At 43.2% G+C, this 26,421-nt stretch carries 24 protein-coding genes; 16 read left to right on the top strand and 8 right to left on the bottom strand.

Annotated elements, in window-relative coordinates; all coding sequences use genetic code 11:
• Positions 1 to 521: 521 nt before the first annotated feature.
• Complete coding sequence (locus F824_RS0111985) at positions 522 to 947, top strand: VOC family protein (protein WP_019598136.1); 426 nt, start codon at positions 522 to 524, stop codon at positions 945 to 947.
• A gap of 261 nt (positions 948 to 1,208) precedes the next feature.
• Here the strand turns inward: F824_RS0111985 and F824_RS25795 are convergent, their stop codons facing one another.
• Positions 1,209 to 1,970: an EcsC family protein gene (locus F824_RS25795; protein ID WP_019598135.1), complete on the bottom strand. Its 762-nt coding sequence runs from the start codon at positions 1,968 to 1,970 to the stop codon at positions 1,209 to 1,211.
• A 251-nt stretch (positions 1,971 to 2,221) separates the two neighbouring features.
• Complete coding sequence (arfB, locus tag F824_RS0111970; protein WP_019598133.1) at positions 2,222 to 2,638, bottom strand: alternative ribosome rescue aminoacyl-tRNA hydrolase ArfB; 417 nt, start codon at positions 2,636 to 2,638, stop codon at positions 2,222 to 2,224.
• Positions 2,639 to 3,032: 394 nt separating this feature from the next.
• Between arfB and F824_RS0111960 the strand changes: the two genes are divergently transcribed.
• The 3 genes from F824_RS0111960 (at position 3,033) to F824_RS0111945 (ending at position 8,109) form a co-directional block, all read left to right on the top strand.
• A complete protein-coding gene (locus tag F824_RS0111960) occupies positions 3,033 to 3,725 on the top strand; it encodes a hypothetical protein (RefSeq protein ID WP_019598131.1) in 693 nt (230 codons plus the stop codon).
• Positions 3,726 to 4,160: 435 nt separating this feature from the next.
• The gene (locus F824_RS0111950) at positions 4,161 to 6,599 is read left to right on the top strand and encodes a TonB-dependent receptor family protein (protein ID WP_019598129.1); all 2,439 of its coding nucleotides are present in this window, start codon (positions 4,161 to 4,163) and stop codon (positions 6,597 to 6,599) included.
• Between the two features lie 637 nt (positions 6,600 to 7,236).
• The gene (locus F824_RS0111945) at positions 7,237 to 8,109 is read left to right on the top strand and encodes a hypothetical protein (RefSeq protein ID WP_139189804.1); all 873 of its coding nucleotides are present in this window, start codon (positions 7,237 to 7,239) and stop codon (positions 8,107 to 8,109) included.
• Positions 8,110 to 8,256: 147 nt separating this feature from the next.
• Here F824_RS0111945 and F824_RS0111940 read toward each other — a convergent pair whose 3' ends face one another.
• The 3 genes from F824_RS0111940 to F824_RS0111930 are packed head-to-tail and all read right to left on the bottom strand — an operon-like array spanning position 8,257 to position 9,684.
• Positions 8,257 to 8,487 carry a hypothetical protein gene (locus tag F824_RS0111940; protein ID WP_019598127.1) on the bottom strand — a complete coding sequence of 77 codons (231 nt, stop codon included), beginning with the start codon at positions 8,485 to 8,487 and terminating at the stop codon, positions 8,257 to 8,259.
• A 13-nt stretch (positions 8,488 to 8,500) separates the two neighbouring features.
• Positions 8,501 to 8,788, bottom strand: a complete 288-nt coding sequence (locus F824_RS0111935; protein ID WP_019598126.1) for a hypothetical protein — start codon at positions 8,786 to 8,788, stop codon at positions 8,501 to 8,503.
• A gap of 35 nt (positions 8,789 to 8,823) precedes the next feature.
• Positions 8,824 to 9,684: a universal stress protein gene (locus tag F824_RS0111930; protein WP_019598125.1), complete on the bottom strand. Its 861-nt coding sequence runs from the start codon at positions 9,682 to 9,684 to the stop codon at positions 8,824 to 8,826.
• A gap of 605 nt (positions 9,685 to 10,289) precedes the next feature.
• Between F824_RS0111930 and atpD the strand changes: the two genes are divergently transcribed.
• From atpD to F824_RS0111875, 9 genes are read left to right on the top strand one after another with little or no spacing between them, the layout of a single operon-like run.
• Positions 10,290 to 11,759, top strand: a complete 1,470-nt coding sequence (gene atpD, locus F824_RS0111915; RefSeq protein WP_019598122.1) for a F0F1 ATP synthase subunit beta — start codon at positions 10,290 to 10,292, stop codon at positions 11,757 to 11,759.
• A gap of 10 nt (positions 11,760 to 11,769) precedes the next feature.
• Positions 11,770 to 12,174, top strand: coding sequence for a F0F1 ATP synthase subunit epsilon (locus tag F824_RS0111910; protein WP_026333672.1), 405 nt, complete (start codon positions 11,770 to 11,772; stop codon positions 12,172 to 12,174).
• Between the two features lie 4 nt (positions 12,175 to 12,178).
• Positions 12,179 to 12,538: an AtpZ/AtpI family protein gene (locus F824_RS0111905; RefSeq protein WP_019598120.1), complete on the top strand. Its 360-nt coding sequence runs from the start codon at positions 12,179 to 12,181 to the stop codon at positions 12,536 to 12,538.
• Complete coding sequence (locus tag F824_RS0111900) at positions 12,531 to 12,854, top strand: ATP synthase subunit I (protein ID WP_019598119.1); 324 nt, start codon at positions 12,531 to 12,533, stop codon at positions 12,852 to 12,854. Before F824_RS0111905 ends, F824_RS0111900 begins: the two co-directional genes overlap by 8 nt.
• Complete coding sequence (locus tag F824_RS0111895; protein WP_019598118.1) at positions 12,838 to 13,512, top strand: F0F1 ATP synthase subunit A; 675 nt, start codon at positions 12,838 to 12,840, stop codon at positions 13,510 to 13,512. The genes F824_RS0111900 and F824_RS0111895 overlap by 17 nt, the downstream gene beginning before the upstream one ends.
• 28 nt (positions 13,513 to 13,540) lie before the next feature.
• Entirely contained in the window at positions 13,541 to 13,804 is a 264-nt protein-coding gene (locus F824_RS0111890) for a F0F1 ATP synthase subunit C (protein WP_019598117.1), read from the top strand.
• 18 nt (positions 13,805 to 13,822) lie between these two features.
• Positions 13,823 to 14,605, top strand: a complete 783-nt coding sequence (locus F824_RS25790) for a F0F1 ATP synthase subunit B family protein (RefSeq protein ID WP_019598116.1) — start codon at positions 13,823 to 13,825, stop codon at positions 14,603 to 14,605.
• Between the two features lies 1 nt (position 14,606).
• On the top strand, positions 14,607 to 16,157 hold the full coding sequence (locus F824_RS0111880) for an alternate F1F0 ATPase, F1 subunit alpha (protein ID WP_019598115.1): 1,551 nt from the start codon (positions 14,607 to 14,609) through the stop codon (positions 16,155 to 16,157).
• Positions 16,157 to 17,077, top strand: a complete 921-nt coding sequence (locus F824_RS0111875; RefSeq protein WP_019598114.1) for a F0F1 ATP synthase subunit gamma — start codon at positions 16,157 to 16,159, stop codon at positions 17,075 to 17,077. Before F824_RS0111880 ends, F824_RS0111875 begins: the two co-directional genes overlap by 1 nt.
• Here F824_RS0111875 and F824_RS0111870 read toward each other — a convergent pair.
• The 3 genes from F824_RS0111870 to F824_RS0111855 form a co-directional block, all read right to left on the bottom strand.
• Positions 17,066 to 17,506, bottom strand: coding sequence for an RrF2 family transcriptional regulator (locus F824_RS0111870; protein WP_019598113.1), 441 nt, complete (start codon positions 17,504 to 17,506; stop codon positions 17,066 to 17,068). The two genes, F824_RS0111875 and F824_RS0111870, sit on opposite strands and share 12 nt — an antisense overlap.
• A gap of 697 nt (positions 17,507 to 18,203) precedes the next feature.
• Positions 18,204 to 18,938: a DUF542 domain-containing protein gene (locus F824_RS0111860; protein WP_019598111.1), complete on the bottom strand. Its 735-nt coding sequence runs from the start codon at positions 18,936 to 18,938 to the stop codon at positions 18,204 to 18,206.
• Between the two features lie 76 nt (positions 18,939 to 19,014).
• The gene (locus F824_RS0111855; RefSeq protein WP_033405330.1) at positions 19,015 to 20,820 is read right to left on the bottom strand and encodes a hypothetical protein; all 1,806 of its coding nucleotides are present in this window, start codon (positions 20,818 to 20,820) and stop codon (positions 19,015 to 19,017) included.
• Positions 20,821 to 21,180: 360 nt separating this feature from the next.
• Between F824_RS0111855 and F824_RS0111845 the strand changes: the two genes are divergently transcribed.
• The 3 genes from F824_RS0111845 (at position 21,181) to F824_RS0111830 (ending at position 26,062) form a co-directional block, all read left to right on the top strand.
• Complete coding sequence (locus F824_RS0111845; protein WP_019598108.1) at positions 21,181 to 22,509, top strand: alginate export family protein; 1,329 nt, start codon at positions 21,181 to 21,183, stop codon at positions 22,507 to 22,509.
• Positions 22,510 to 22,973: 464 nt separating this feature from the next.
• Positions 22,974 to 24,158, top strand: coding sequence for an ATP-grasp domain-containing protein (locus F824_RS0111835; protein ID WP_019598106.1), 1,185 nt, complete (start codon positions 22,974 to 22,976; stop codon positions 24,156 to 24,158).
• A gap of 527 nt (positions 24,159 to 24,685) precedes the next feature.
• Positions 24,686 to 26,062, top strand: coding sequence for an MBL fold metallo-hydrolase (locus F824_RS0111830; RefSeq protein WP_019598104.1), 1,377 nt, complete (start codon positions 24,686 to 24,688; stop codon positions 26,060 to 26,062).
• Positions 26,063 to 26,421 lie beyond the last annotated feature (359 nt).

Raw genomic sequence — 26,421 nt, 5'->3', positions numbered from 1 at the left:
CTTTTGAATGGAATAAGGATACTCATGGCTTACCGGCATCAACAAGGCCTGCCGACGAAAGCCCAAACTCAAGTCCCTGGATGTATCCTTCGCTGTACTGTATCTTGAAAGATGAGGGAATCAATAGCTGAAAATTAAGATTTCTTGTCTTTGCCAAAATGATAATCATAGTCTTCCTTCTTCGGGTTGCTCTTTTCTAAGGTTGCAAAAATTGTTCAGCTAAACCTAAAGAAGAATTTTCCAGCCTCAAGAATGGGAAGGCATTGATCCTCTCCGATTTTTGTTTTTCCCTTAATTCTCAACACGGATTGAAATAATGATTAATTGGATTTTAATCCATTCGGCTTTATTCAAAGAAGGTAACATCGGATTTTATCAATGCAATATTGTTTCCGGAAAATATTGAATGGCTTTTTGAAATGGATGTAATTCCCATCAAAAAGAATTAAATTTAAGCAGCACAATTTTGAATAGGGAAATCCCTGTCTCGATATTTTCAACTTATCTAAACCGACAAAACCATGCTAACAGCCAACATCTATCTCAACTTTCTGGGCAACTGTGAAGAGGCATTCAATTTTTACCAATCCGTGTTGGGCGGGGAATTAGAAGACCTCACCCGATTCAGCGAAATGCCTCCACAAGAAGGAATGCCTCCATTATCGGAAGAAATGGCCAATCAAATCATGCATGTTTCATTGCCCATCAGCAAAGAAACTTTCCTGATGGGAAGTGATACCGGTGGGGAATGGGCCCCAAAATTCATTCAAGGAAATAATTTTTCGATATCACTCAAGACGAATGACAAATCCGAAGCGGACCGTCTGTTCCACGGACTATCCGTTGGGGGACAAATAACCATGCCCATGGGCGATACTTTCTGGGATGCTTACTTTGGCATGTTCACTGACAAATTTGGCATCAACTGGATGATCAGTGCCGAATAATGCTTTCAATGTTTCGAAATTATTGAACCCGAAACATGCACTCCGCTTCCCATTTGACTGATGTTTAAGTAAATTCTGACCCGAGTAAAAATGTTAATGCATAGCACAGGTCAAATAAAATTGCTTTGAGTTATAGATAAAAAAATTGAAGCTGTACTCCAAAAATTGTCATCAAAAGGGAATGGTTCCAGACCAAAAATCTCGGAACCCTTCCTTATTTTGAGTGTGTTTTTGAAGAAGTTTTTTTTACAAGGGAATAACTTACTCCTTTGCCCCCATCGTTCGGTCAAAATACCGCAACCGATAAGCGTTCATGGCATTCTCACCCAGCATTTTGGTCATTTTGTAATTGGCGATCGCTCCCACTCCAGCACCGATGATGGGAATTAACTGTGCCAACTTGGCCAGATCCATATAATCGCGGTATTCCAGCTGGAAAGTCCTCCAGTCAAAATCGTCCATGTTTTCGGGGAGGGTTTTGCTGAATGCTTCCCATTTTTCCAAAATACCGACGGCCTCAATTCTGGTGTCTTGGCTGGAAAAGGTGACTTTGAAGATATAGAGGATAAAAAACCTTTCCTTAAGATCCTTGACATTGTAGCCATAAGCAGATGCCATTTCGAAGAGCATCTTCATCTTGATGGCCAAGAAAGCTGGCAAATCCGCAAAACCCATCAAGATGCCACCGGCTCCGGTGATGGCGCCTTCGGCAGAAGCCGTCTTCGTATAGATGGATATCATTTTCTTCACTTTGATTTCCGCGGCCCAAAGTTCCATTTCGGCTTGTGGCGTCGAGGTGATGAACTTATTGCCAACCAATACGCCTTTCACCATTTTTTCGATGGCATAGGTAATGGCCTGATGTACTTTTTCGGGAATGAGGTTATTGATCTTGTTTTGGATTCCCTTGGCTGCCCGATTCAGGAGTGAGGCCTTCTTTTTGTTTTTATACAACCATTCGTTCAACTCCCTCAAGGCGATTTCCTCGTACCAAAGTTGTTTTTTTTCGATCTTCGTGACCATAATAGATGTCGGGAAAGGTTGAAATGGATATAATTGACGTTTAAAACCCGGTAAATTCCTCCTTTGGGTTTTGACAGATGCCTGTTTGAAATTTCATTTGGGAAGATTTGACATCAAGAACAAATCCGTTTTTCATGTTTCATCTCGGACAAAACCTGGAATCCACAGAGGGTCGAACGGGAATTCTTGTCATGGGTTTTGGTTCTGATTTTTTGAATACCTTATTCCAGGTCAAAAAATCATGCCCTCCATTATTCCAATCGCCTTCTGTTGGCTTTCTTTTCCCCATGCGCTTTTTTCTCATTCAGCCGTTTTTGGACTGCCCCCTTACCCGGCTTGGTTTTCAATCGGATTTTTTTGGGTTTGAATGCTTTCGAAAGCAACTCATAGAATTTTTGGATGGCAAGCTCCTTGTTTTGGAGTTGGGATCTTGTTTCCTGGGCGTCGATGATCAAGACACCTTCCGTGGTCACTTTGGATGCGTATTTTGTCAGCAGGACTTGCCTTTCCCTATCCACCAAAAATTCGGAGTTATGGATGTCAAAACGAAGGCTAACCTTTGTATTCACTTTATTGACGTTTTGCCCACCCGGGCCACTGCTGCGGGTGGCCTTGAATTCCAATTCGGGATCAAATACCCGCTCTGCTATTTTTTTTAAGATGTGCATGCCTCAATATACTCAAAACGGGGCTTTTTGTTGGGAAAAATTTGGAACTTATGCCCTTACTTTAGGACAATAAGGCAGGTTTTTTGGGAACTCCAGGGATTGGCCCCTTGTAAAAATATTGTGAGGTGTGTAAAAAACTCCCGGCATTTTTGAATATTCCTTTGTGGATCAGGATGTATCCTATATTTTTAAATCATATATCCCATTCACTCGCAATGATTGAATTATATTCACGCATATTTTCATTGATCTTTCCCCAATTGGACAATCCAAAGAAATGCCCAATTCCATGTATCAAAAACATGAACTGGCCTAATTATTGACCAAATTTTGAGTCTTGACATCAATTCCGCTCACAAAGTGATTTTTCAATCCATTCCATTCACCACTCGATATGTATAAAATTCTAGCCCTTACCTTTCTCCTCTTTGGTTTTTCGGAAGCCCTCCATGCCCAACAATCTAGAGATCACGTTTCATTAGGCGTCGGTCCATCAATGGTTTATGGTGAAAACACAGGTGACTTTAGCTCCTTCAAATTCAAGATGCTTCCAGCAATGGCATTTTCCTACAACAAACAACTCTCACACAGATTTGACCTGAAAAGCACTATTGGTGCGCAATGGATGAACAGTGGAGGGTACGAAAACATCTCTGACCAAACTGTGATCGAGTGGGGAAACAACGGGCAGGCCTTTGATTTTAAGGGCATCGGATTTTTTGCAGATGTCATGCCCGTCTATAATTTTAACCCAGAAGTGCGCAACAGAGTGCCAGATGTGGTTAGTTTTTATGCAGGCTTGGGAGTTGGTGTCATGCATGTGGTGCGCGAGCAGAAAGTGACTAATTTTACACCAATGAGCGGAAATGTCATCGAGATTTCCGATAAATCAACTACGGCTGCCTATATCCCCTTTAGGTTTGGCGTTAGCTCCAACTTGGATTTTGATTGGGATTATGCCCTGGAATTCACGGCAATTACCATGACCAACTCGGAAATTGATGGCAACAACATGAAAAACAAATTGGTGAATCCCGATATTTTGATGCAGGTCCAAATCATTGTCAAGAGATATATCGGCTGGTAAATAGAATAAATTAGGGTTGTTCCAATCCGTAAATATTTACAAATCCTGACTATTTCCCCTCCCATTTTTTAATCTCCCAAAAGAAAATTATCCTGGTTTTGAGTTTTTATTCTTTTGATAATTCACAGGGATAGCGGGTTTATTCATTTTTTTCAGGATCAAATTTGGCGATCAAACAACCATAGATTGTTTTGTCCGGAACAACAGGATATACTTTTTTTTGCCTGAATGGCGATCCTTTAAACTCAATCTTAAAATGCCCTATTTTTAAATGTAAAAAACACGCTTCCATCATAAATCTGCACAAACCCTCATCAGGAAAGAATATATTGCATTTAGGTTTTTACACCGAACATATTAAAATAACCAAGATCATCGTACTGCATTGCTATTGGTTTTATCTCATTTACCCAGAACATTAATTCTCATCCTTTCATGAATTTCATTCCCTCCATTAGAAAGAAAGTAATCCTAGGAATCCTTACGCTTTCACTGTGCACTTCTTTCACTTCATTAGGTCAGCAAATCCCCCGCAAAGGAAAGATCCAGGGAAAGGTAATGGATGCGGTTTCCTCCACTCCTCTTTCTTTCGCAACCGTGGGAATTTATTCTGATCAGGATGTTTTGACAGAAGGGAATATCACCGATGACGAAGGGGTTTTTCTCCTGGAAATCCCATTTGGTAGCTATTATGCGCTTATCGAGTTTATGGGCTATGATGCTTTGAAAACCGCAACTTTTGAAGTCTCCAAAGACAACCTATCCATTGACCTTAAGGAAATCAGGCTCAAGCCAACCATTGGTGATCTAGACGAAGTTGTAGTCCAAGGTGAAAAAACCCTGATGGAGCTTTCCCTTGACAAACGGATTTTCAACGTGGGTAGAGACCTTGCAAATGCCGGTGGAACGGCTTCCGACATCTTGATGAACCTGCCCTCGGTTTCGGTGGATCCCGAAGGAAACGTGCGGCTCAGGGGCTCCGGAAATGTCAGGATTTTGATCGATGGAAAACCCTCCGGTTTGGTCAGTTTCAAGGGGAGCAGCGGCCTGCAACAATTACCTGCCAGCATGGTGGAGCGGGTGGAAGTCGTCACCAATCCATCCGCAAGGTATGAGGCCGAGGGCATGGCCGGGGTAATCAACATCGTCCTGAAAAAAGAAAACAACCAGGGTTTCAACGGTTCCTTTGAGGTCATTGCCGGAAATCCTACCAATTTGGGTTTGGCTGCCAACCTGAACTACCGGCACAAAAAAATCAACTGGTTTATCAATTATGGAATCGCCCATCGCAGGGTGCCAAGAGTCGGCAACCTCTACCAGGAAGTCTTTGGGGGGGATACTATTTTCATTTCAGACCAAAACACCAGCGGAACTGTAAAAAGTATGAACAACAATATCCGAGGCGGCTTGGATTACTATTTCAATGAAAACAGTATTCTGACAGCTTCTTATCTTCTCCGAAGAAGCGATGCAAGAAGGATTACGGATATCCGCTATGACGACTATTACAACTCCAAAAGCGAATTGCAAAGCTATTCCCAAAGAAGACAGGTAGAGGATGAAAAAGAACCCAATTCCGAATACATCCTGAGTTACAAAAGGTCCTTTGCCCAAAAAGGACATGAGCTCATCGCTTCATTTACGCATTTGGACTACTGGGAAAGTTCGGACCAGGTATTCACCCAATTCACCTTCAAACCCGATGGAACGCCAATACCTTCTCAATCGGAAGTCCAAACCTCGCTCAACGATGAGTTCGAAAAACAATATCTGCTACAGGTAGACTATACCAAGCCGATAGGCAGCGAAGGAAAATTCGAGACGGGTCTGCGGACAAGTTTCAGGAATATGGAGAATGATTTTGTCGTCAAAGAACAAAATGAGGCAGGTGAATTCATTGCCCTTCCGGGTTTGGATAATATTTTCCTATACCAGGAAAACATCCATGCTGCTTATGGGATTTTGGGTAACAAAACGAAAAAACTGAGTTATCAGGGAGGTGTCAGAGCCGAATGGACAGACGTAAAAACCACCTTGGTCAAAACCGATGTGGTCAACCCCAGGAATTACCTCAACCTCTTCCCAAGTGCACATTTGACCTATAATCTATCGACAGAAAACGCATTTCAATTGAGCTACAGCCGCAGGGTGAGAAGACCGTTTTACAATGATTTGAGCCCCTACGTCACCTTTTCGGATTCCAGAAATTTCTTCAGCGGCAATCCGGACTTGGAACCTGAATTTACCAATGCCTATGAATTGGGCCACATCAAATATTTCGAAAAGGGATCGCTGTTTTCGACGGTGTATTACAGAAGTACACTTGATAAAATCGACCGCATCAGGACCGTGGACGAAAGAGGCAATTCGGTGACGGTCACAGAAAATCTCTTGTCGGAAAAATCCTTCGGGGTGGAATTTTCGAGCGACTACTCCCCTTTTGACTGGTGGAAATTGGATGTGAATTTCAATCTCTTCTATGCGGACATCGACGGCAGCAATATATTGGATTCCTACCAAGCGACCACATATTCTTGGTTTGCCAGACAGAGCTCCCGTTTCAATCTCTCGAATGGGCTCGATCTTCAGCTCAGGTCCAATTATGAAGCCAAGCAGAAAACTGCCCAAGGCACCCGAAAATCCATTTATTTCTTTGATATTTCTGCGAGCAAAGATGTCTTCAAGGGTCGTGGAACCATGATCTTGAACGTGATGGATGTCTTCAACACCCGGAGAAATCGCTACACAATTGAAGGGGAAGATTTCATCACCATCGGAGATTTCCAAAATGTCCGAAGACAAATCAACCTCACGCTGAACTACCGCATCAAGCAAACCAAGACAGCCAAGAAATCCGATATTTTGGGGAATTGAGAAATGGATTTTAGGCAAAGGATCGGTAAATGTTGGAATTAATCCAACTTTAAATTCCTGATATGAATTACCCTTCCAGCCTGAAGTTTCTAAATAATCAGAGAGTTGTTTTGCTTTTTTTAACTTGAGAATGGTACTCCGATTTGTGCTTCAAACACTCTGATTTTCTGGCAGTTTCAAACCCACTTGAAAGCCCATAGCATAGAAAGGGGTAAATGGTGAACAAGGCAATCAAGAATATTTTTTGATCGATGAGAGTCTCTGGTTCCCGGTTTCAATCGCACTGTTTCAGTAAAATTGAATTTTAAAATCGCAATTCGCGGATCAAATTAAGGCTAACCCTTGCATATCAATTGATTACAAACTATTTTCACCTATCTCCAAATCTCGAAAATTTCGATGTTTTGGATTGCTCCACCATTCAGGTTTAAGTTTTGGAATCCCCATGAAGCAACACGCTGGTAAAATACTCGGAAATAAAGGCAAATCAGGCCCCAATCAAAGGTCAATCAAAAATGGTAATCAAGCATCTCCATTGTATTTTTTGGATAAACGTCTTGAAACAAGTCTTCAGAAGAATTTGACGAAAGCTGCCAATAGTAGTCCTCATGCCAGCCAAAGCACTCAATTACAAGCAATGGCAAACAATTATGCCCTTAAACAGCAAGGATTTGTCCAGAAAAAAGAAAAACACCGAAGTTCGGCAAGCCCTACCAAAACGGAATCAATCAACCAAGTCCAGTCCTTAAACCCAAGTCAAGGGACAATACAGCGGGTAACCAATGAAGAAGTAGAGAGCGTAATCGGCACAGCGGACAATGGCTCCAAGACTAAAATCGTCGATGACCTGGCGAAGAAATCTGGTGGAGAAGAAATCAACATTGAAAATTCTCCATCAGGAGCACCTTGGGAAGACCGGAAAAAAGAAGTGAAGGAGGCTGCAACCGACTTAAGTTATTCCAATGAAGCGGCCGACCGCCTTGTCAGAAAAGATCCCTACAGATTGGATGAATTTGAACAGCATTCAAGAGTTCATAAAAAAGATTTTTCTGTCACGACTTTTGAGAATTTCGCGACTGACATATTCATCCCTCAAGTTCACCAACTCTATTTCCACAACATCTTCAAAAATGGAAATTGGGAGATGCATGACAATTTCAGAAATCCATATATGGCAAATTTCTTTGCCAATGAAGCCATCCAAAAGCAGAAAGAAATTTTGGGAAATGCAACAGGGGCAGAAAATATCGGATTGAAAACCTTGAAGCGAATGAATGTGGTATCGGATTCCGGAAAAAAATGGAAAAGGGATCATTCCATAAAAAACGGTGTTTTAGATCAGTCTGATTTCGAAGCGTTTATGAGAACAGAAAATGGAAAAAACAGCTTACGAGTCGCACAAGACATGGGAATGGAATGTACTGGAGGAGAGGTTTTCAACGCAATTGACGGGAATGATGGTGGCTTTGAAATTAAATTGACTTGCGAAGCCATCAAAAATAACCTGTAGAATAAGACCACCAATCGGCTCTTTACTTCCTTTGACAACAGGCTCCCTGAAAAAATTCTGGAGTTGTTCTGTTATTGAAATGAAACCGAGGTTTGGGCAAAACTCATTTTTTCACACCTATTACTGTTTAAAAATCAATTTTAGCTGCTAAACCCCTTCATTTTCCCTTTTGATGCGATGCTCTTCGATATGGTGTTTCAAGAGTTGCTTGAGGCTTTCGAGATAATCCTGATAAGCAGCAAGATCGACCTTAGGGTCAATTTCGGAAGGGATCGTGATTGGGTTTTCATCCAGAAAAGTGTACAATTCGGGATAGTTGTTTTCGATATTGACAGTGAGCTGTGTGATTTCATTCATGATCTGATTTAAGTCATTCATATTGATGGAGATTTTAAAGATTTGGACACAAAAGGGGCATAATCACGAAGAGATGGATAAAGAACAAGAATACAAATAGAAAACCCATGAGGAGCGGAAAAAAAACCATTTTGCTCTTCTTTAAAGTACTGAGCGAATGCGCCAAAAACCCATGGAAACCGGTAACAAACATAAAAAAAGGCAGCATGGCAAAATAGTATAAAAATTCCGGATCGAAATTTTGGACGGATATTCCGTAAAAATAAATCCCCATCGCCACAGACAGGACCATCAAAGCCAAATACAATCTTCTAGCCACCATGATTTTAATTGTTAAGGATGAAAATTTGGCTTTGCCTACGGAAGTCCACGCAAATAATGCTCATTGAAACTCAAAAGGGGCATGGTTGTGTGAAAATCCATGCGCTTGACAAGATCCTTGTGAAAAATCTTATCCAGGAAACTCTCCCGTCTTTTTTCAAGCATCACGAGCATATCCAACCGGTTGTCGTTGAGATAGGAATTAATGCCATCGTAGATATTATCGGCCAAAATTTGATGAAAATGGATTTTTTTAGCGGGGAGATTTTCCTTGACCAAGTTCTCAAACCATTCTTTCTTTTCATGTCCGCTATCGATTAAATAGGTGTTCACATGGGTGATGCTGATTTCCGGATCATAAGGTGCCAGGATTTCTATCAACTTTCGAATGGCCTCCACATCCATTTCATGGAAGTCTGTCAGGTACAGTACATTTTTTACCTCCCTGAAAATGGCAACTTCAGGCACCGCCAAGACGGGTGCTGGCGATCTTGGGATCAGGGATTTGGCAGTTCCACCCACTATAATCTCCTTGGCCATGCTCCCCCCTCTGGTCCCTATCACGATCAATTGAGGCTCCTGTTCCAGAGCAAATGAAACAATGCCTTTTACATGAGAAAGGTTTTCACGTGCATGGTAACTCACTTCCAGCCCCACACTGTCATCCTTCGCATATTCTTGAAAATAGGCCTTCAACTTGCTCAAGGAATCCTTGAGTGCCTCCCTTTCCATTTCGATAGGATCATCAGTATAGGGATAATTCCAGGAAGTGGGCACATCGAAAATATGAAGCATTACCAGAGACGCATGGTGTTTCTGCGCCATTTTTATCGCAAAAACCAAGGCCGCCGCCGCATTCTCAGAAAAATCGGTCGCAAAAAGGATTTTTTTCATCATGGTCGTCCTTTTGATTTAGAAATGAAGTTAGTCAAAAGCCGATGATTTGACAATGATATAAATCACATTTTATATCATTATTATACTCTATATCAATATTAAATTGTTATTTCGCATATTTTTTAAATTTAAATACAATAAATTAGTGTAGAAATGAGCAATTTTCCTCTGCTTTTGAATTCAAAAAGTATTTACAACTTTTGCTTTGCGCCGGATTTACTTATGCATGAATCCCAAAAAAACGGCTTTTATTTTTTAAAACCTTAACTCTACCATCACCCTTAAATAACAAGAAACCAAAGTTTTTCCTTCAGAAAAAAAACGCTGACAATTCCCGAATTTCTTTGTGAAAAGAGCAAAACAAGAACCCTAAAAACAAAAATCCCTTTTCCCACTTAAAATATTCTTTAAAAATTATATTTTTAAATATATTAATTAAATTTTTGTTTATTTAAATCGTTTAGATGTAAATATTAATTATTTTTAATATACTGTAGTACATGTTTTGTTTTTGAAATAAACACTTTTCGACATGACCAACCTGCATTTCATTTTTGGTGGGCTTGTTTACGGATTCTTTGTAGTCTAAAATACACATACAGGATATGGAGTTGAATTCAGCAAAAAAGAACCATTCTCTGAATTATGGAAAAGTCATTTCCGTAAGGGGTAGCGTGGTGGATATTTGGTTTGAAAACAATTTGCCTTCCATTTTTAACTTGCTGCACACGGGAAAAGACGGCGAGATTGCCATAGAGGTCATGGCACAAATAGATGCCAATCGGATTCGGGGCATTGCTCTGACGGCCACCCAAGGACTCGCGCGTGGGATGGTGGTGGAATCTTCCGGAAAGCAAATGGAAGTCCCCGTTGGTAAAAATATACTGGGGAGGATGTTTGATGTTTTTGGAAATACCATTGACCACAAAGAAGAGTTGAAGGAAGTCGTATGGCGCAGCATCCATCAGGCACATATTCCTTTGACAAGTAGATCCACTAAATCCGAGGTTTTTTTGACGGGTATCAAGGCCATCGATGTGCTCATCCCATTAGAGCGTGGCGGAAAGGCGGGCTTGTTTGGCGGTGCCGGAGTGGGCAAAACGGTTTTGCTGACGGAGATGATCCACAACATGGTCGGGCACGGCAAGGGCGTCAGCATGTTTTGTGGCATCGGCGAGCGCTGCCGTGAAGGCCATGAACTCTATCATGAAATGAAAGCCGCCGGTGTTCTGGACAATATGGTCATGATGTTTGGCCAGATGAATGAACCTCCGGGTGCTCGTTTTAGGGTTGGACACGCAGCGCTTACGATGGCCGAATACTTCAGGGATGATGAATTCAAGGATGTTTTGTTGCTCATCGACAACATCTTCCGCTTTATCCAGGCGGGTATGGAAGTCTCTGGATTACTGGGTCAGATGCCTTCCAGATTGGGCTATCAACCCACCATGGGCACCGAGTTGTCCAAATTGGAGGAGCGGATCGCCAACACGGCTACGGGTGCCATCACTTCCATACAGGCCGTGTATGTTCCTGCAGATGACCTTACCGATCCGGCAGCGGTACACACCTTTGCGCACCTGTCGGCGGCTATCGTGCTTTCCCGAAAAAAAGCCAGTGAAGGCCTTTATCCGGCCATCGATTTGTTGCAATCCAATTCCAAAATGACCACTCCCGGAATCGTCGGAAAGGAACACTATGACCTTTCGCGAAAGGTCAAGCAAACGCTGGCGCAATATGAAGACCTCAAGGACATCATCGCCATGCTGGGACTCGAACAACTCTCCACACAAGACCGGAACCTGGTCAACCGCGCCAGGAGATTGGAGCGATTTCTAACGCAACCTTTCTTCACCACCGAGCAATTCAGTGGCATCAGCGGAAAATACGTCAGCTTGGAGGATAGTCTTTCGGGTTGCGCAAGAATCCTTGCAGATGAATTCAAGGAAATGCCCGAAAGCGCATTTTATATGGTTGGCAACATCGAGGAAGCATTGGAAAAGGCCAAGTCCATGGCCAATAATGAAAACCTTCACGATTCCAAAATCGCAAAAAACCCGGTACCCGTAAAATAAAAAATCCGCCATGGAAAATCAGTCGATGACACTTAAAATTCTCCTTCCCTTTATGGTTTTCGCAGAGATCGAAAATGTAATCAGGATAGTCGTGGAAACCAGCTCTGGGGCTTTTGGTTTGCTTCCGCAGAGATTGGACGGTGTGGCGGCATTGGTCCCGGGGATTTTGATTTTTGAAACGGCTTCGGAGGAGGTCCAATATCTGGCCATAGATGAGGGAATCCTGATCAAATCGGGACGGGAAGTCTTGGTGGCTGTCCGCAATGCGATTGGCGGAGCCAACTTAGGAAAACTCCGGGAATCGGTTGAAAAGGAATTTATGGAATTGGACGAAACCGAAAGAAAAGTCCGATCTGTGATGGCGAAATTGGAAAGTGGGTTTATTTATCAACTGGAAAAATTCAGCAAACGATAAGAAAATGGAACCTCCCGGACAACGAAAAAAGGAAGATGAATTTTTCAGTCAACAGGTCGGGGCCAAAGAGCTTCGGAAACTGAAAACCCTCCGAGAAAAAAAAAGAAGCATTTGGTTTGGCTTGGGGATGTTTGGCATGGTCGGTTGGTCGGTGACGGTACCTACCTTATTGGGAACGATCTTGGGCATCTGGCTGGACAAGCACTATCCCCAATCGTTTTCTTGGACCTTGACCTTTTTGATCATTGGACTATTTGCAGGTTGCATGATCGCTTGGTTCTGGGTCGCCAATGAAAACCGGGAAATGAACCCGAATGAAGCACAGCAAAAGTTGGACTTTAAAAAAGAAAAAGACAATGGATGAGATCATAAATTTTGCATGGGGATTTATCGGCGGTTGGGTTTTGGGCATCTTCTTTTTTGGGGGCCTTTGGTGGACAGTCAACAAGGCAATTGCTGCAAAAAAACCGGGGTTTTGGTTTATAGGCAGTTTTTTGGTCCGAACCAGCATCACGGTGTTTGGTTTTTATTATCTCTCCCAAGGGAGTTGGCAAACCGTCCTTTTCGGCATTTTGGGTTTTCTGATTGCCCGGCACCTCATCCTTCACTCCACCAAACCAAGTGAGGAAAAGCAAATTCAACTGAAAAAAAAACCATCCAAACATGAAGCTCAGTCCTGACGAAACGGTTTTTTGGGAATATGGATATATCCATATTAACCTCACCATGGTGACCACCTGGGCACTGATGGCGATGATGGTCATTTCTTCCGGATGGATCACCAGAAACCTAAAATCGGACATCCGGATTTCCCGCTGGCAATTGATCCTTGAGATCATCGTCATCATGATCAACAATCAGATCAAGGAAATCGGCCTGGAAAAACCGGAGAGATACATCGCCTTTATCGGGACCTTGTTCCTTTTCATTGGGTTGGCAAATATCTGTATGATTTTTCCTTTTTACCAAGCACCCACAGGTTCTCTGTCCACTACTGCCGGTTTGGCAATCTGTGTATTCCTGTCGGTTCCGTATTATGGAATTCGGAAAAACGGTCTTCTGGCCTATTTACAAAGCTACTTGAAACCCACCTTCATCATGCTGCCCTTCAACCTGATCTCTGAGGTTTCACGGACGCTCGCGCTGGCGGTGAGGTTGTTTGGGAATATCATGAGTGGTGGCATGATCGTCGCCATTCTTTTGACCATTGCCCCTTTCATTTTCCCTGTGGTGATGAGTATGCTGGGCTTATTGACGGGAATTGTGCAAGCCTATATTTTCAGCGTTTTGGCAACGGTTTACATTGCCGCAGCCATCAGAATCAAAGCCATTGCCTAAACTCAATAATCAACTAAACAGAATTAAAATGGATAGTCTTACACTTATCGGAGTAGCCTCCATCGTTACAGCTGGATTGACCACCGCCATCGGAACCGCCTTTCCTGCCCTTGGCGAAGGCCGCTCGGTTTCCCAGGCATTGACCGCCATTGCGCAGCAACCCGATGCGGCACCCACCATCACAAGAACATTGTTCGTGGGTTTGGCCATGATCGAATCTACGGCAATCTATTGCTTTGTGCTTTCGTTGATCTTGGTGTTTGCCAACCCATTTTGGAATCATTTTCTTTAAGGACGAAATCACTTCAAGATGCAAATCGATTGGTTTACTGTTGTCGCCCAGATACTCAATTTCCTCATTTTGGTGGGATTGCTCAGGCGATTTCTCTACCAACCCATTCTCAATGCCATCGATGCCCGAGAAAAAAAAATAGCCTCCCAACTTGAAGAGGCTGCCTCCAAGAAAGAGGAGGCCGAAAAGGAAAAGGAATTGTTTCTCCACAAAAACGAGGATTTTGACAGGGCCAAAATGGAATTGATGAAGAAAGCACATGACGACTCCGAACAGAAGCGGCTGCAGCTCCTGGAGGAAGCCAGAAACGAAGCCTCCACGATGCGTACCCAGTTAGTGAAGACCACAATGGAAGCACATCATTCCCTTAAGCAAGAAATCCAAGAGAAAGTCCATCGGGAAGTTTTCGCCATCACACAGAAAATGCTGTCAGACCTTGCTTCGATGGATTTGGAAGATCAGACCATTAAGGTCTTCCTAGGCCGGTTGAAAACCCTAAATGAAGCCGAAAAAAGACAATTTCTGGAAGCTTTCCAATCCAGTTCGACCCCCATTTTGGTTCGGAGCGCATTTGATTTGCCCGAAAAAAAGCGGGAAGAAATTGAGCAAACGGTCTCTCAGGTTATCGGTGTACAAGCCCATTTCCTTTTCAAGACCGTCCCCGAATTGGTCAGCGGCATTGAGCTGACTACCAAGGGGTACAAATTGGCTTGGAGTATTGCCGAATATCTCCATGCGCTGGAAAAAAACATTGCCGAAACGGCAATTGAAAAATCGAAAACAGTCTTTGATAAAACCTGATATGCCCCCGACCGAATCAAAAGAGTCTATCACCGATGCCTTTGACAAATTAAAGAAAGGCAGAGAAAGCTTCGTCCCTTCTTTTTCTCCTCGGGAAGTAGGTTATGTGATGAGTGTTTCGGCAGGTATAGTAAGGGTTTCAGGACTTCAGGCAGCTGGTTATAAGGAATTGCTAAAGTTCCCCAAGGACCTTTTTGGCATTGCCTACAACCTGGACGAAACTGAAATCGGGGTGATACTACTCGGGGAAGACTCCCTGTTGAATGTCGGAGATGAGGTAGAACGAACCGGTCGGGTGTTGGACATTCCTGTTGGGGAAGCACTGATAGGCAGGGTCGTCGATCCCTTGGGAAAGCCTTTGGACGATAAAGGGCACATTGGATTTAGCAAAAGGCTCCCCATCCAAAGACCCGCACCAGCCATCATGGATCGCGCCGAGGTCACCGTCCCCTTGCAGACCGGGCTGAAAATCGTGGATGCGATGATCCCAATTGGCCGCGGACAAAGGGAGTTGATTTTGGGCGACCGTCAAACGGGTAAGACCGCCATCGCGATAGACACCATCCTCAACCAGCATGACAAAAATGTGATCTGTGTGTATTGCGCCATTTCGCAACGCTCCTCTTCGGTGGCCAAAGTAATCGCACAACTGCATGAGAAGGGCGCAATGCACTACACCCTTGTCGTGGTGGCTGAGGGAAATTCTTCGCCGGGTCTAAAATACATTGCCCCATATGCGGCCACGAGCATTGCCGAATATTTTATGGAACGTGGTCAGGATGTGCTCATCGTGTATGACGACCTCACCCACCATGCACGGGCTTATCGTGAACTTTCCCTTCTGCTCAGAAGACCGCCCGGTCGTGAGGCTTTTCCTGGGGATATTTTTTATATCCATTCCAAATTACTGGAAAGAGCCACCCATTTGAGCGAAGAACTCGGAGGCGGATCGCTGACGGCTTTGCCGATCATCGAAACCGAGGCCCAAAACATCTCGGATTATATTCCCACCAATCTCATCTCCATCAATGATGGACAACTTTTTCTCTCTCCCAAGCTATTCGAAATGGGCGTTTTGCCTGCGATAGATATCGGGAAATCTGTTTCTCGGGTGGGTGGAAAGGCCCAATTGCCAGTTTTTCGGTCGATTACGGGGACACTGAAACTCGCCTATTCCCAGTTTGAGGAACTGGAAAGTTTTGCCCGATTTGGTACCCGGCTGGATGATGATACCCGAAAAAAAATCATCCATGGACAACGCATCCGAGAAGGACTCAAACAGGCAGAATTCCATCCCATGTCTGTTCCTGAACAAATTCTTATCCTGTTGGCTTTGACAAGCGGATTATTTGATTCCATTCCGCTTCAAAGAATGTTGGAATCTGAGCAGGCCTTGTTGATGAGCGCCAAAGAACTCCCGAGAGCGCTTGTGGGTCGATTGTACTCCGATAAAAAACTGAACGAAGCAGACCGCCAATCCATCTTGGAGATTGCTGCAGAAGTACTCTCTTCCTTCAAAGAAGAATTCGAACCCAAAAAAGACATTCGATAATGGATACATTGGTGAGCTTGAGCCGAAAACTGGAAAGTGCAGAAGACCTCAAGTCGGTCGTGAGAACCATGAAGACAATGGCCGCTTCCAATATCGTCCAATATGAAATGTCTGTAAAATCCTTGGGAGATTATCATAGGGCGATAAACATGGGGATTTTCGCCTATTTTATGGAGCAAAAAAATACTATCGCGAACGAATTCCCCGGAACTAAAAAAAATCACCAAAAATCAATCTGTGCGATTGTTTTTGGCTCAGATCAAGGGTTGGTTGGCGGTTTCAATGATACGCTTGCCGATTTTGTGGCAAAAACCCTCAAGGATTTCCCAGGTGAAAAAGAAATCTGGGCGGTGGGTGAACGCATCCAGTTCCGCTTGATCGATGGTGGATTCAGGACTACACGGCTTTTTCGTGTGCCCAACTCGGTGGTAGCGATAACGCCCTTGGTCAGGGAAATCTTATTGGAAAGTCAAGAAAACAAGGATATGGATGCCTCCAAGGAATATCAAATCTTTCATAACCAGCCCAAACCAGTGATTGGATACCAGCCCATTGTGCAAAAATTATTGCCTTTGGATGAAAAGTGGAAAACCCTTCTGGGTGAAATTGACTGGGATTCAAAGAACATCCCTGAGGTGATGGGCGAAAAAGAACCCACCTTAAAAGCCCTTATCCGAGAATTTCTTTTTGTTTCCTTGTTCAAAGCCTGCGCTGAATCTCTGGCGAGCGAAAATGCAAGCCGTTTGGCTGCGATGCAGCGAGCAGAAAAAAACATCGAAGAGATGTTGGTTGACCTCCATCAAAAATTCCATCAGATGCGGCAGCGCAATATAGACGAAGAACTGTTTGACTTGATGTCGGGATTTGAAGCTTTGAAGAAGGACCCAAGGAATAAGCAAAAAGACTCCTTAGCCGATTAGTCTATTGAGTGTCACGCTCCCATTTTCCACTTCTTCTGCCAGTACCGAAATGCTTTTATTGGAAAGAATCGTTTTCAAATTGTCTCGGATCACCTTGAATTCATGGTGCATGGGACAGGGATTGATTTCAGAACATTTATTCAATCCCAAACCACAGCCGATAAAAAGATTATCCCCGTCAATGGCTTTGACGATATCGATCAGTGCAATCCCTTTTTGATCTTCATCAATATAAAACCCTCCATTTGGACCTTTTGCCGAACTTATGATTTTGTTTTTTGCAAGCATCTGCAATATTTTTCCAGTAAAAAATTCAGGGGCATCTATTGCCTGACAGATTTCCTTCACCCCTACTCTTTCAGAATTTCTACTTTTGGAACAAACGTAAATCACCGCGCGAATGCCGTATTGACAAGTCTTTGAAAACATCTTTTTTTTGGTTCTTGATTAATCTGCCAAAGGCCATTTCTTTGAAGGTGATATTAATCCTTATTTCCGGAAATTAAAAGAAACCTCCAACAAGATCAAAATCCATTGCCTCAAGTCAGTGAACAAAAAAGTCGGTTCCAAGATTCAAGTTGAGTAATATTTGTTGCCCCTTGAAACTCGGCTCTTGGCCGTTCGCCTAATTTTCAGGATTATCGATTCCCCAATCCATCCGATTTTCTTATATTCTTTGGGCATCTCTACCCAGAAAACGGTTCATTTTTTCACAGAAGGAAGACCATTTAGCCAAAAAAATCAGGACAGTTGGACCTTATCCCAATGCACCCCTGCTATGCAGCACCAATTCTACGCCTTCTGAAATCGCCTAATCCTCTTCCTTTCTTTACAATTTTTAAATTGACCAAATCGGTCAATTCCGTGGCTCTTCGAATATCCTGATTTTCTTGGGGCTTCAACCCCATTGGGAAAGCCAATGCATATTTCGGGGTCAACATTTTCCAAGAAAAACGATGGCATCTTTCCCACCTCGAGGATTTCAGGTCGATCTCCCGATCTGTGCTTGCTGGTTCACAAACGAACGCAAATCTTCCCTTCCCTGAAATGCAGATTGGATGGTTTTTTGAAATGCTGTTCTTTTTGAAAATCAGCAATCCAAAAACTATCCAATCTCCAGAACCTCCTATTTGGAAGTCGATTGAAATCCGGCTTCGAATTCCAAAGCTTTCGGAAACAAGATGTTGTTTTCCAGGTGAAAATGTTTGTGAAGGTCTTTTTCGAAATCGGCTAATAAAGTATAAGCGACATTGAAACTATTGGAGGCATCTTCTGGCGCCATAAAGTTGTTGGACAAGGCTTTTATTTTTCGAAAGATTTTTGCCTCCTGAGCATGGTCTTGGAGTATCTTCCGAATCGATGCCTCAGCGATACCTAAATGCTGTTCACCGATTTTCTTTTTCCCATCACTGGATTTGATCATTTTTCGGATATAGGGAAACAAAACAGCTTCCTCCTCTTTCATACTGACCAACAATTCCTCGGCAGAGGTTTTGAAAAGTTCGTGGATTGTCTGGATCTCGGGATAAAGTTCCGCCTCGGTTTTCGAAAGTTTCTTGAAGAATTTGAGCAGTAAGGGAATCCTTTCCCGGGTATAGCGGTGATGCTTTTTTTCGATATAATCGGCCAAAAGATCAATCGGCCAGGAATTGTAATCGAAAGGCTCATGGTTTTCCGTTTTTAGGACGCCATACAAGAGCGAAATCAATAGTTCCGGATCGTTTTGTTTGGACGCACACGCTTCCGGAATTGTTCTCTGCCCGTCACAGCAGAAGTCAATCCCAAAGGATTTAAAAATGGTGGCAGCCCTGTAATCGTTGGCAACGATCTCGCCGATGGTAAGTTGCATGAAATCAACCATAATACATTTGTTTTAGTTATAAAAATGATTTTGACTTTTATTAAATGCATATAAAACGGAAAATCAAAGCCCCTTTTTATGCATCCACAGCACTTAGTTTTTCAATTTCATTTTGAAAGCCAAGGATTTCCAATTTCATCCGGTTCAGCATGTCCTCCGCATCAGGTCTGATCGATGAGATCAGCGTTTGGTAGTACACTATTCCCGAAAGAAGATTGTTCCGAAATCGATCCAGATAGGCCTCATGTTTTTTGGGCTTTTCGGGGAGGAATTTTTCCATCTCTGTTTTCAGGTAACTCACATAAAGCTCCAGTTCTTTGACAAACATATGGGGACGGGCGGCATCCACCATGACAGAAGCCTTGCCATAGATATGGTCCACCATTTCTTTCAAGCTGAAAACAGCAGAATAATATGCCAAGTTTGGTCCTGGGCAAATGGTCACTGCCCTTAAGTTTCGGGCCGGGTTTACTTGGTTCACAAGAAGTGCCGGAGCCCCCAAACCTTCACAAAGACAATCTTTCTCCATCACTTTTTCAGCAGCTTTGGCATAACTTTCTCCGCTTCCCAACTCGGCCGACAACTGTTTCAGCTTTAAATGCTGGTATTGTCTGGAGGCAGAGCAAATCGGAATTTCTGTAAACTCGGTATTCAGCGACAGAAATTTCTTGTAACATGGGCTTCCCGGCCTGTTTTTGTCGATCCTTTCTTTCCGCTGGATTTCGGAGCTGGTCGTACGGAGATTGTTGAAAGGAACGCCCAAAGGAGAGGCGTCGCTCAGGTAGTAGTCAGATTTTTTGGCATGTATCAACTTTTGGAGCGTTTCTTCATCCACATTCGTGGCTTCCGGCACCAATAGAAATGGACTTCCCCAACCTGTTCCGTCCAAGGCATAATGGTTCATCAAAAACTGGTTTTCATTTGCATTGCCGATCCCGCCCTGGACGGTTACTTTCACCTTCATTTCCTTTGGAAACTGAAATTTCCCTTTGCCCACAAGTGCATTTTGGCAGGAATCCCAAAGCTGTTCATTCAGGGATTCGCGATTGGATTTGAACTCTTCCAAGATGGGTCCGAGAAGGATTCCCTCGGTGGCAAAGGCATGTCCACCACAGTTCAATCCTGACTCTATTCGAAATTCAGATACCCATAGGCCTTTCTTGGCCAAATATTTCCCTTGGATTAGTGCAGAGCGATAATCACTCACTTTGAGCACGATGCGCTTTTTGAGAAATCCATTTTCATCGGGAAAAAAATCCTCAAACTGCTCCATGTAAGCAAAAAGCCTGGGATTCAGACCCGCCGAGAAAACCATCGCCCCATTCAATTCACTCAAGGCAAAAGCCCTCAGCGCCGACATGGCATCCGCAAATTCGGGTGGCAAAGCAATTCCTTCCTGATCATAATTGGTTTTGTCCAATTTGGTCATGATGTTTACATCAATGCTGCCGGGAACGATGCTCTCCCTTAAAAGTGACTGCAGCCTCATTTTCTCCTCGCCATCAGCGGACAACATTTGGGTATATGAAACTTTGTCGGGATGGGATGCCGGAAGGAGTTCAAAATAACGATTAAGGTCTCCCCCATCCTCAAAGGAAGCGGCTTTCATGTTGCCAATTTGGAGGTTAACGATGGTATGGAGCATGTTCAGGTAAGCGGTGATCCTTCTGGCCCGATAATCCTGTTCCGTGTCCCGAATGACTTTGTATGGAAGGTCAAATTTACGGCTATGAACAAGCCGCATCTGTTCGATCAGTCCGTCCTCCATAATCGACAGCACGGAAGAAATCCCGTATTTTGCAACTTTAAGTGGGGTATCAATGGTATATCCCAAACCCATTACGGGTATATGGAAGCTGTGGGGAGCATTTTGAAGCAACATATTCAGATTTTTGTTTTCATTCCAAAAAAGGATCGTCGGGAGAACCAACGCCAATGCACAAAAATATCACCCCCTTTCTGCTCTTGCTAATTTCCCGCTCCTTAATTTAAGACAAAAAGGTATGATTTAAATCATATTTTGAGATGACCAAAATCTTTGCCCATAAGCCGCCACTGCCATGTGGCATCGGAAATGAGAAATTTCCTCTCAAGTTAGAAGTTTTCAATTGTGGGTACCTGAATAATCTTGAAGCATTGGGAATTTCTTTAATTTTTTGGGTAAATTGAGTACAATACTTTTGCGCCTATTGCTTTTATAAACAGCTGTTTATAAATTAAATGAACCTATTTCCCTTCCACCATGAAAAAGCCATCGCTATTGGGTTTGATTTTTTTACTTTCTCTTTCGTCCCAAAATATCCAAGCCCAATTCAAAATCGATGGGCAGATTATCCAGCGTGCCGAATTCAGAAACGGGTTCGGAAGACTCATTCCGGACGACCAAGATCCATTTTCATTCATCGCCCATCGTGCAAGATTGCAGGCCACTTATGAGATGGAAAAATTCACCTTTTATATGAGTGTCCAGGATGTTCGGGTTTGGGGAAGCACTGCGCAACTCAAGTCAACGGATTCTTTTTTGTCCGTTCATGAAGCTTGGGCATTGGCGGGTATCTCGGACAATTGGAAAATCAAACTCGGCCGCCAGGAGCTTAATTATGATAATTTTAGGTTTTTGGGGAACCAAGACTGGGAATTACAGGGAAGGGCGCACGATTTGGTGCTGCTGATGCACGAAAAAGAAGACATGAAATTGCATTTTGGCGGGGCTTACAACCAAAGCAAAGCCGCACTGTTCGAAAGTCCCTTTGACACGCCCAACCAATACAAACTCGCCCAGATGGTCCGGTATGAAAACAAATGGGGTAAATTTCGATTTTCCACCCTGTTTTGGAATGACGGAAGGGAATTCAATCGGTTCAACAGCGACGGTGTATTGATCCAAAAAGGAAATTATTACCGGCAAACGTTGGGTATCCCGACCCTACAATACAATTCCGGAAATTCCCAGTTTTCGGCCTATCACTACCAGCAATTTGGAAAGGACCCTGTGGGAAAAAAAGTCAATGCCCATAATTTCAGTCTTGCCTTCAACCAGACCTTTCCAATTGACAGCGAAAAGAGAAAGTCATGGACCCTATCCGCAGGATATGAACAACTCAGTGGGACTGCCAGTAATGAGTTTCAAGAGAACCGTTCTTTCAACCCTTTGTATGGCACCAATCACCTTTTCAATGGCTACATGGATCTTTTCTACAGAGAAGAAACGCTGGATGAAAGTGTGGGATTGCGGGACATTTTCCTTCGCTCCAGGCTCGCTTTCAGCGATAAATTTTTTCTACAAGGGGACCTTCATGCCTTTTTTGCCCACAATAAAGTCCTGCGGATTGATGTGTCCGGAGACTTGCAAAGAATGGACGATTTCCTTGGTACCCAACTGGATTTTTCACTGGGGTATGTCGTGAATGATGTTTTTTCTATCCAAAGCGGATACAGCCAGTTTTTCAAAACGGATACCTTTTCCTTTGTCCAAAGCGCCCCAAATCCAAAAAACAACCAGAACTGGGCCTACCTGATGCTGATTTTTAGACCAAGCCTTAAGGACAAATTCATCGGGATTCAGTTGTAAGGTTTCGCGGCAATTTAGGATCACCTGTTTGCGGCAGCAGCCGCTGTCTTGCTGTGATCAGGATCGTGCCTCCACCAGGGTTATTGTTTCGCGCAAAAGTATTCTCCTGACAATGGCATTTTGAGCCGGGGATTGCATTCTGCTTTCCCCAAAATGAATCGTGGGGTAAAAAGTACGGAGAAGCCTATGGCTTTCAATCCGAAATGTGCATTCGATTTCCCCATGGGCTTGAAAAGGCAAGAAAATCAGAATATCCAAAGAATAAGACAAATCATCGATGCGGTGAAGTCAAGAATTGCAAACAACTGAAGATTATTGGGCGATTTCAGGTCAAATTGAATTGTTCATGCATAAAACGGGTTAGGTTCAAAATTGATCGATTTCGCAAATTTCTTTCCCCATTTAAAAAATTAATTGCCCCATCACTTGAGAATGCAATATATTAGTTGTCTGAAAACCCTCTTATGATTTTACTAGACTACCCCTTTGTATCGGATTTTTTGATTGAAACCATTGTTGAAAACAATTTTGAAGTCATTGCCACTCCTGAAGCCAAGAAACTGACGGAAGGAAAGCCTATTCGTTGGATTTCAGAGCAGGATGCGGCTTCGAAACTTCGGAACAATGAAAATGAATTGGTCTATACCAATTCGGAAAATTCAATCAGTTGGATCCAGAAAAATGCCCAAGGGACAAAATTCCCCAAGCACATCGACCTTTTCAAAAACAAAGTGAAATTTCGGGAACTGGTCAAGGATGCATTCCCGGATTACTTCTATATGGGTGTTCCTTTTGAGGGGCTGAAATCACTCGATGTTTCCGGATTCAAATTCCCCTTGATCATCAAGCCCGCCGTCGGTTTTTTCAGCATCGCGGTCTATAAAGTGGATGGCTTGGAGGAATGGGAAGAAACCTTGGCCAAGATCGAAAAAGACATTTCCAGAACCCAATCTCTTTACCCCAAAGAAGTGCTGGGCAATACGGACTTTATCATTGAAGAATACATAAAAGGAGAGGAATATGCCTTTGACTGTTATTTTGATGAAAATGGAAGTCCGGTGATACTCAACATTCTGCACCATGTCTTTATTTCGGAAAAGGATGTCAGCGACCGTGTATACTCCAGCTCGCAAGAGATCATCGAATCGCTTTATCAACCCCTCATGGACTTCCTTCAGGACATTGGTAAAAGGGTGGATTTGAGGAATTTTCCGCTGCACATTGAAATCAGGGTGGATTCCGAGGGGAAAATCATCCCCATAGAAGTCAACCCGATGCGGTTTGGAGGCTGGTGCACGACAGCGGATTTGACCTGGTTTGGGTATGGGATCAATTCCTACGCCTATTTTCTCAACAACCAAAAACCAGACTGGGAAGCCATTTTCAAAACCAGAAAGGACAAAATCTACAGCTTGGTTTTGCTGGACAATCCTCTCGGTTACAAGCCTGAGGAAGTAGAAGCTTTCGATTTCGAAAAACTGCTCCGGGATTTTGAAAACCCACTCCATGTGCGAAAAATCAAATTCGACAAATTCGGGGTCTTTGGATTCTTGTTTACCGAGACCAGCAAAGGCAATGAACAGGAATTGGAAAAGATCCTCCATTCGGATTTGAAAGCCTATGTCAAAATCAGAGAAACAGCAGATTGAACTCGATATGGGCATCAGGTTTCCTTATGGGGATGAAACTGTAAGAAAAAAAGACTGGAAGAGCAGGAATAAGGCAGAATAAGAATTGAATCCGTTTTATGCATTGCGAACTCAATTCAATAGTATAATTAACTGTTATTCAATTAGGTGTTGATTGATTTTGACTTCACCCTATTGGCATCAGGAATTGGTCTCCCAATAGTCTGATTTTCCTGCAGTTTCGATCTCATTTGGAAACGGAATGCATGTTTCGGGTTGAATGGTGTTTTGTTAGAAAATCAGCCCGTCTTCGGGAAACAGGAGATTTGGGAAGCATGGCAAATGCCACATAAGGAAAGAAAACTCCCTAAATAGGGTATTTTTCCTCCATTGCTGTTTCTTAGGTAATTTTTATCACATTATCAGAAAATTATAATCCCTTATTTTGCAGTGTAAATAAAATGAATTTAAACCCAACTGTCCCCCGATGGTGAAAGCATGGGACTGAAAATTCACAAATCAGGTTAAACAAACAAATAAGGAAAAATATGTTCTTCGAACTCGTTTATGACAAAAGCCTTGCGCAGGCAAGTTATGTAATCGGATGTCAAGCAAGTGGAATTGCCGCAGTCATCGACCCAAAAAGAGATGTGGATACCTATCTGCAGATCGCCAAAGCCAACAATTTTAAAATCACCCACATTTTGGAAACCCATATCCACGCAGACTTCCTGAGTGGATCCAGGGAATTGGCAGCCCTCACGGGTGCAGAAATGTACCTTTCGGATGAAGGCGACGAAAATTGGAAATATGAGTTTCCGCACAACAAAATCAAGCATGGTGACATCATCAAGTTGGGAAACATCACCTTTGAGGTATTGCATACCCCTGGTCATACACCAGAATCCGTCAGTTTCCTATTGACAGACAAACCCGCTACCACTGAGCCAGCGATGCTGTTTACAGGAGATTTCGTGTTTGTGGGAGATGTCGGAAGACCGGATCTTTTGGAGCAAGCCGCTGGCTTGGTCGGAACACAGGATATCGGAGCCGCACAAATGTATGACTCCCTCCAATCCTTCGTTCAGTTGCAGGATTATATTCAGGTATGGCCTGGGCATGGCGCCGGTTCGGCCTGTGGCAAGGCTCTTGGAGCCGTACCCATGACGACCGTAGGTTACGAAAAAATCAGAAACTGGGCCTTGCAGATGCTGGATGACAAAACTGCATTCAGCAAAGAACTCCTGGCAGACCAACCAGAACCACCCAAATACTTCGCCATGATGAAGAAGTTGAACAAGGTGGACAGAAAGTTGCTGACAGAAGTTCCAAAAATCAAAAACCTTTCAAAAGCTGAATTTGAAGACGCCAAAAAGAAGGCTTTGAAAATCATCGACACCAGAACGGCCGAAGACTACAGAAACGGATTCTTGAAGGGAACTTTGAGCATCACCAACAACAATTCATTCTCAACATGGATGGGTTGGTACCTGAACTATGAGGAATTCTTCGTCTTGATCGCAGAAGAAAACCAAATCGACGACCTCACCCGGAAATTGATGAGAATCGGTCTGGACAATATCCATGGCTTTATCACTCCTGCCCAATTGGTGGAATTTGAAGGAGCATTGGAGTCTTACACGCCCATTGACAAGGAAGATGTAAAGGCCAAATTGGAAAAAGGGAATGTACAGGTGATCGACGTCAGAGGTGTATCCGAATTCAAAAAAGGACATATCGAAGGAGCAGACAATCTTTTCCTAGGCAAGCTTTATCAAAATCTGGATAAAGTGTCGAAAGACAAACCCGTCATCATTCACTGTCAAGGTGGTGCCCGTGCAGCAATCGCATATTCCGTCTTGAAGGCAAATGGCTTCGACAATATCGAAAACTATGCAGGCGGATGGAATGATTGGACTGCCTAATTGAACACTGTAAAATCCATAAATAGAATCGGGTTGCTGAAAAGCAGCCCGATTTTTTTTTATTCAAATTTTCCTCGAAATACGCATTGGATTTCTAAATGGGGATTGAAACCGTAGGGAAATCAATCTGTTTGGAGAATTGTGAATAGCACCGATAGGATGAAGTCGAAAGCATCAAATAGGTGACGGATTTTTAGGCAATTATAGGCTGGGATGGAATTGGGTACGCAAAGTTCGGGGTTTAGAAAATCGGTACTCCACTCCCATTGGCGCGCTGATTTTAGATAAGTGAAAAGTGCGGTGATGGGTTGGATATTTAAGGATTAGTTTTACTTTTAATGAATTGAAAAATATCAACA

Origin of the sequence: Rhodonellum psychrophilum GCM71 = DSM 17998 (assembly GCF_000381545.1) — a bacterium.
Classification (GTDB): Bacteria; Bacteroidota; Bacteroidia; order Cytophagales; family Cyclobacteriaceae; genus Rhodonellum; species Rhodonellum psychrophilum.
Note: the sequence above shows the minus strand (reverse complement) of the source record. Positions and strands in the feature narration are given on the sequence as shown.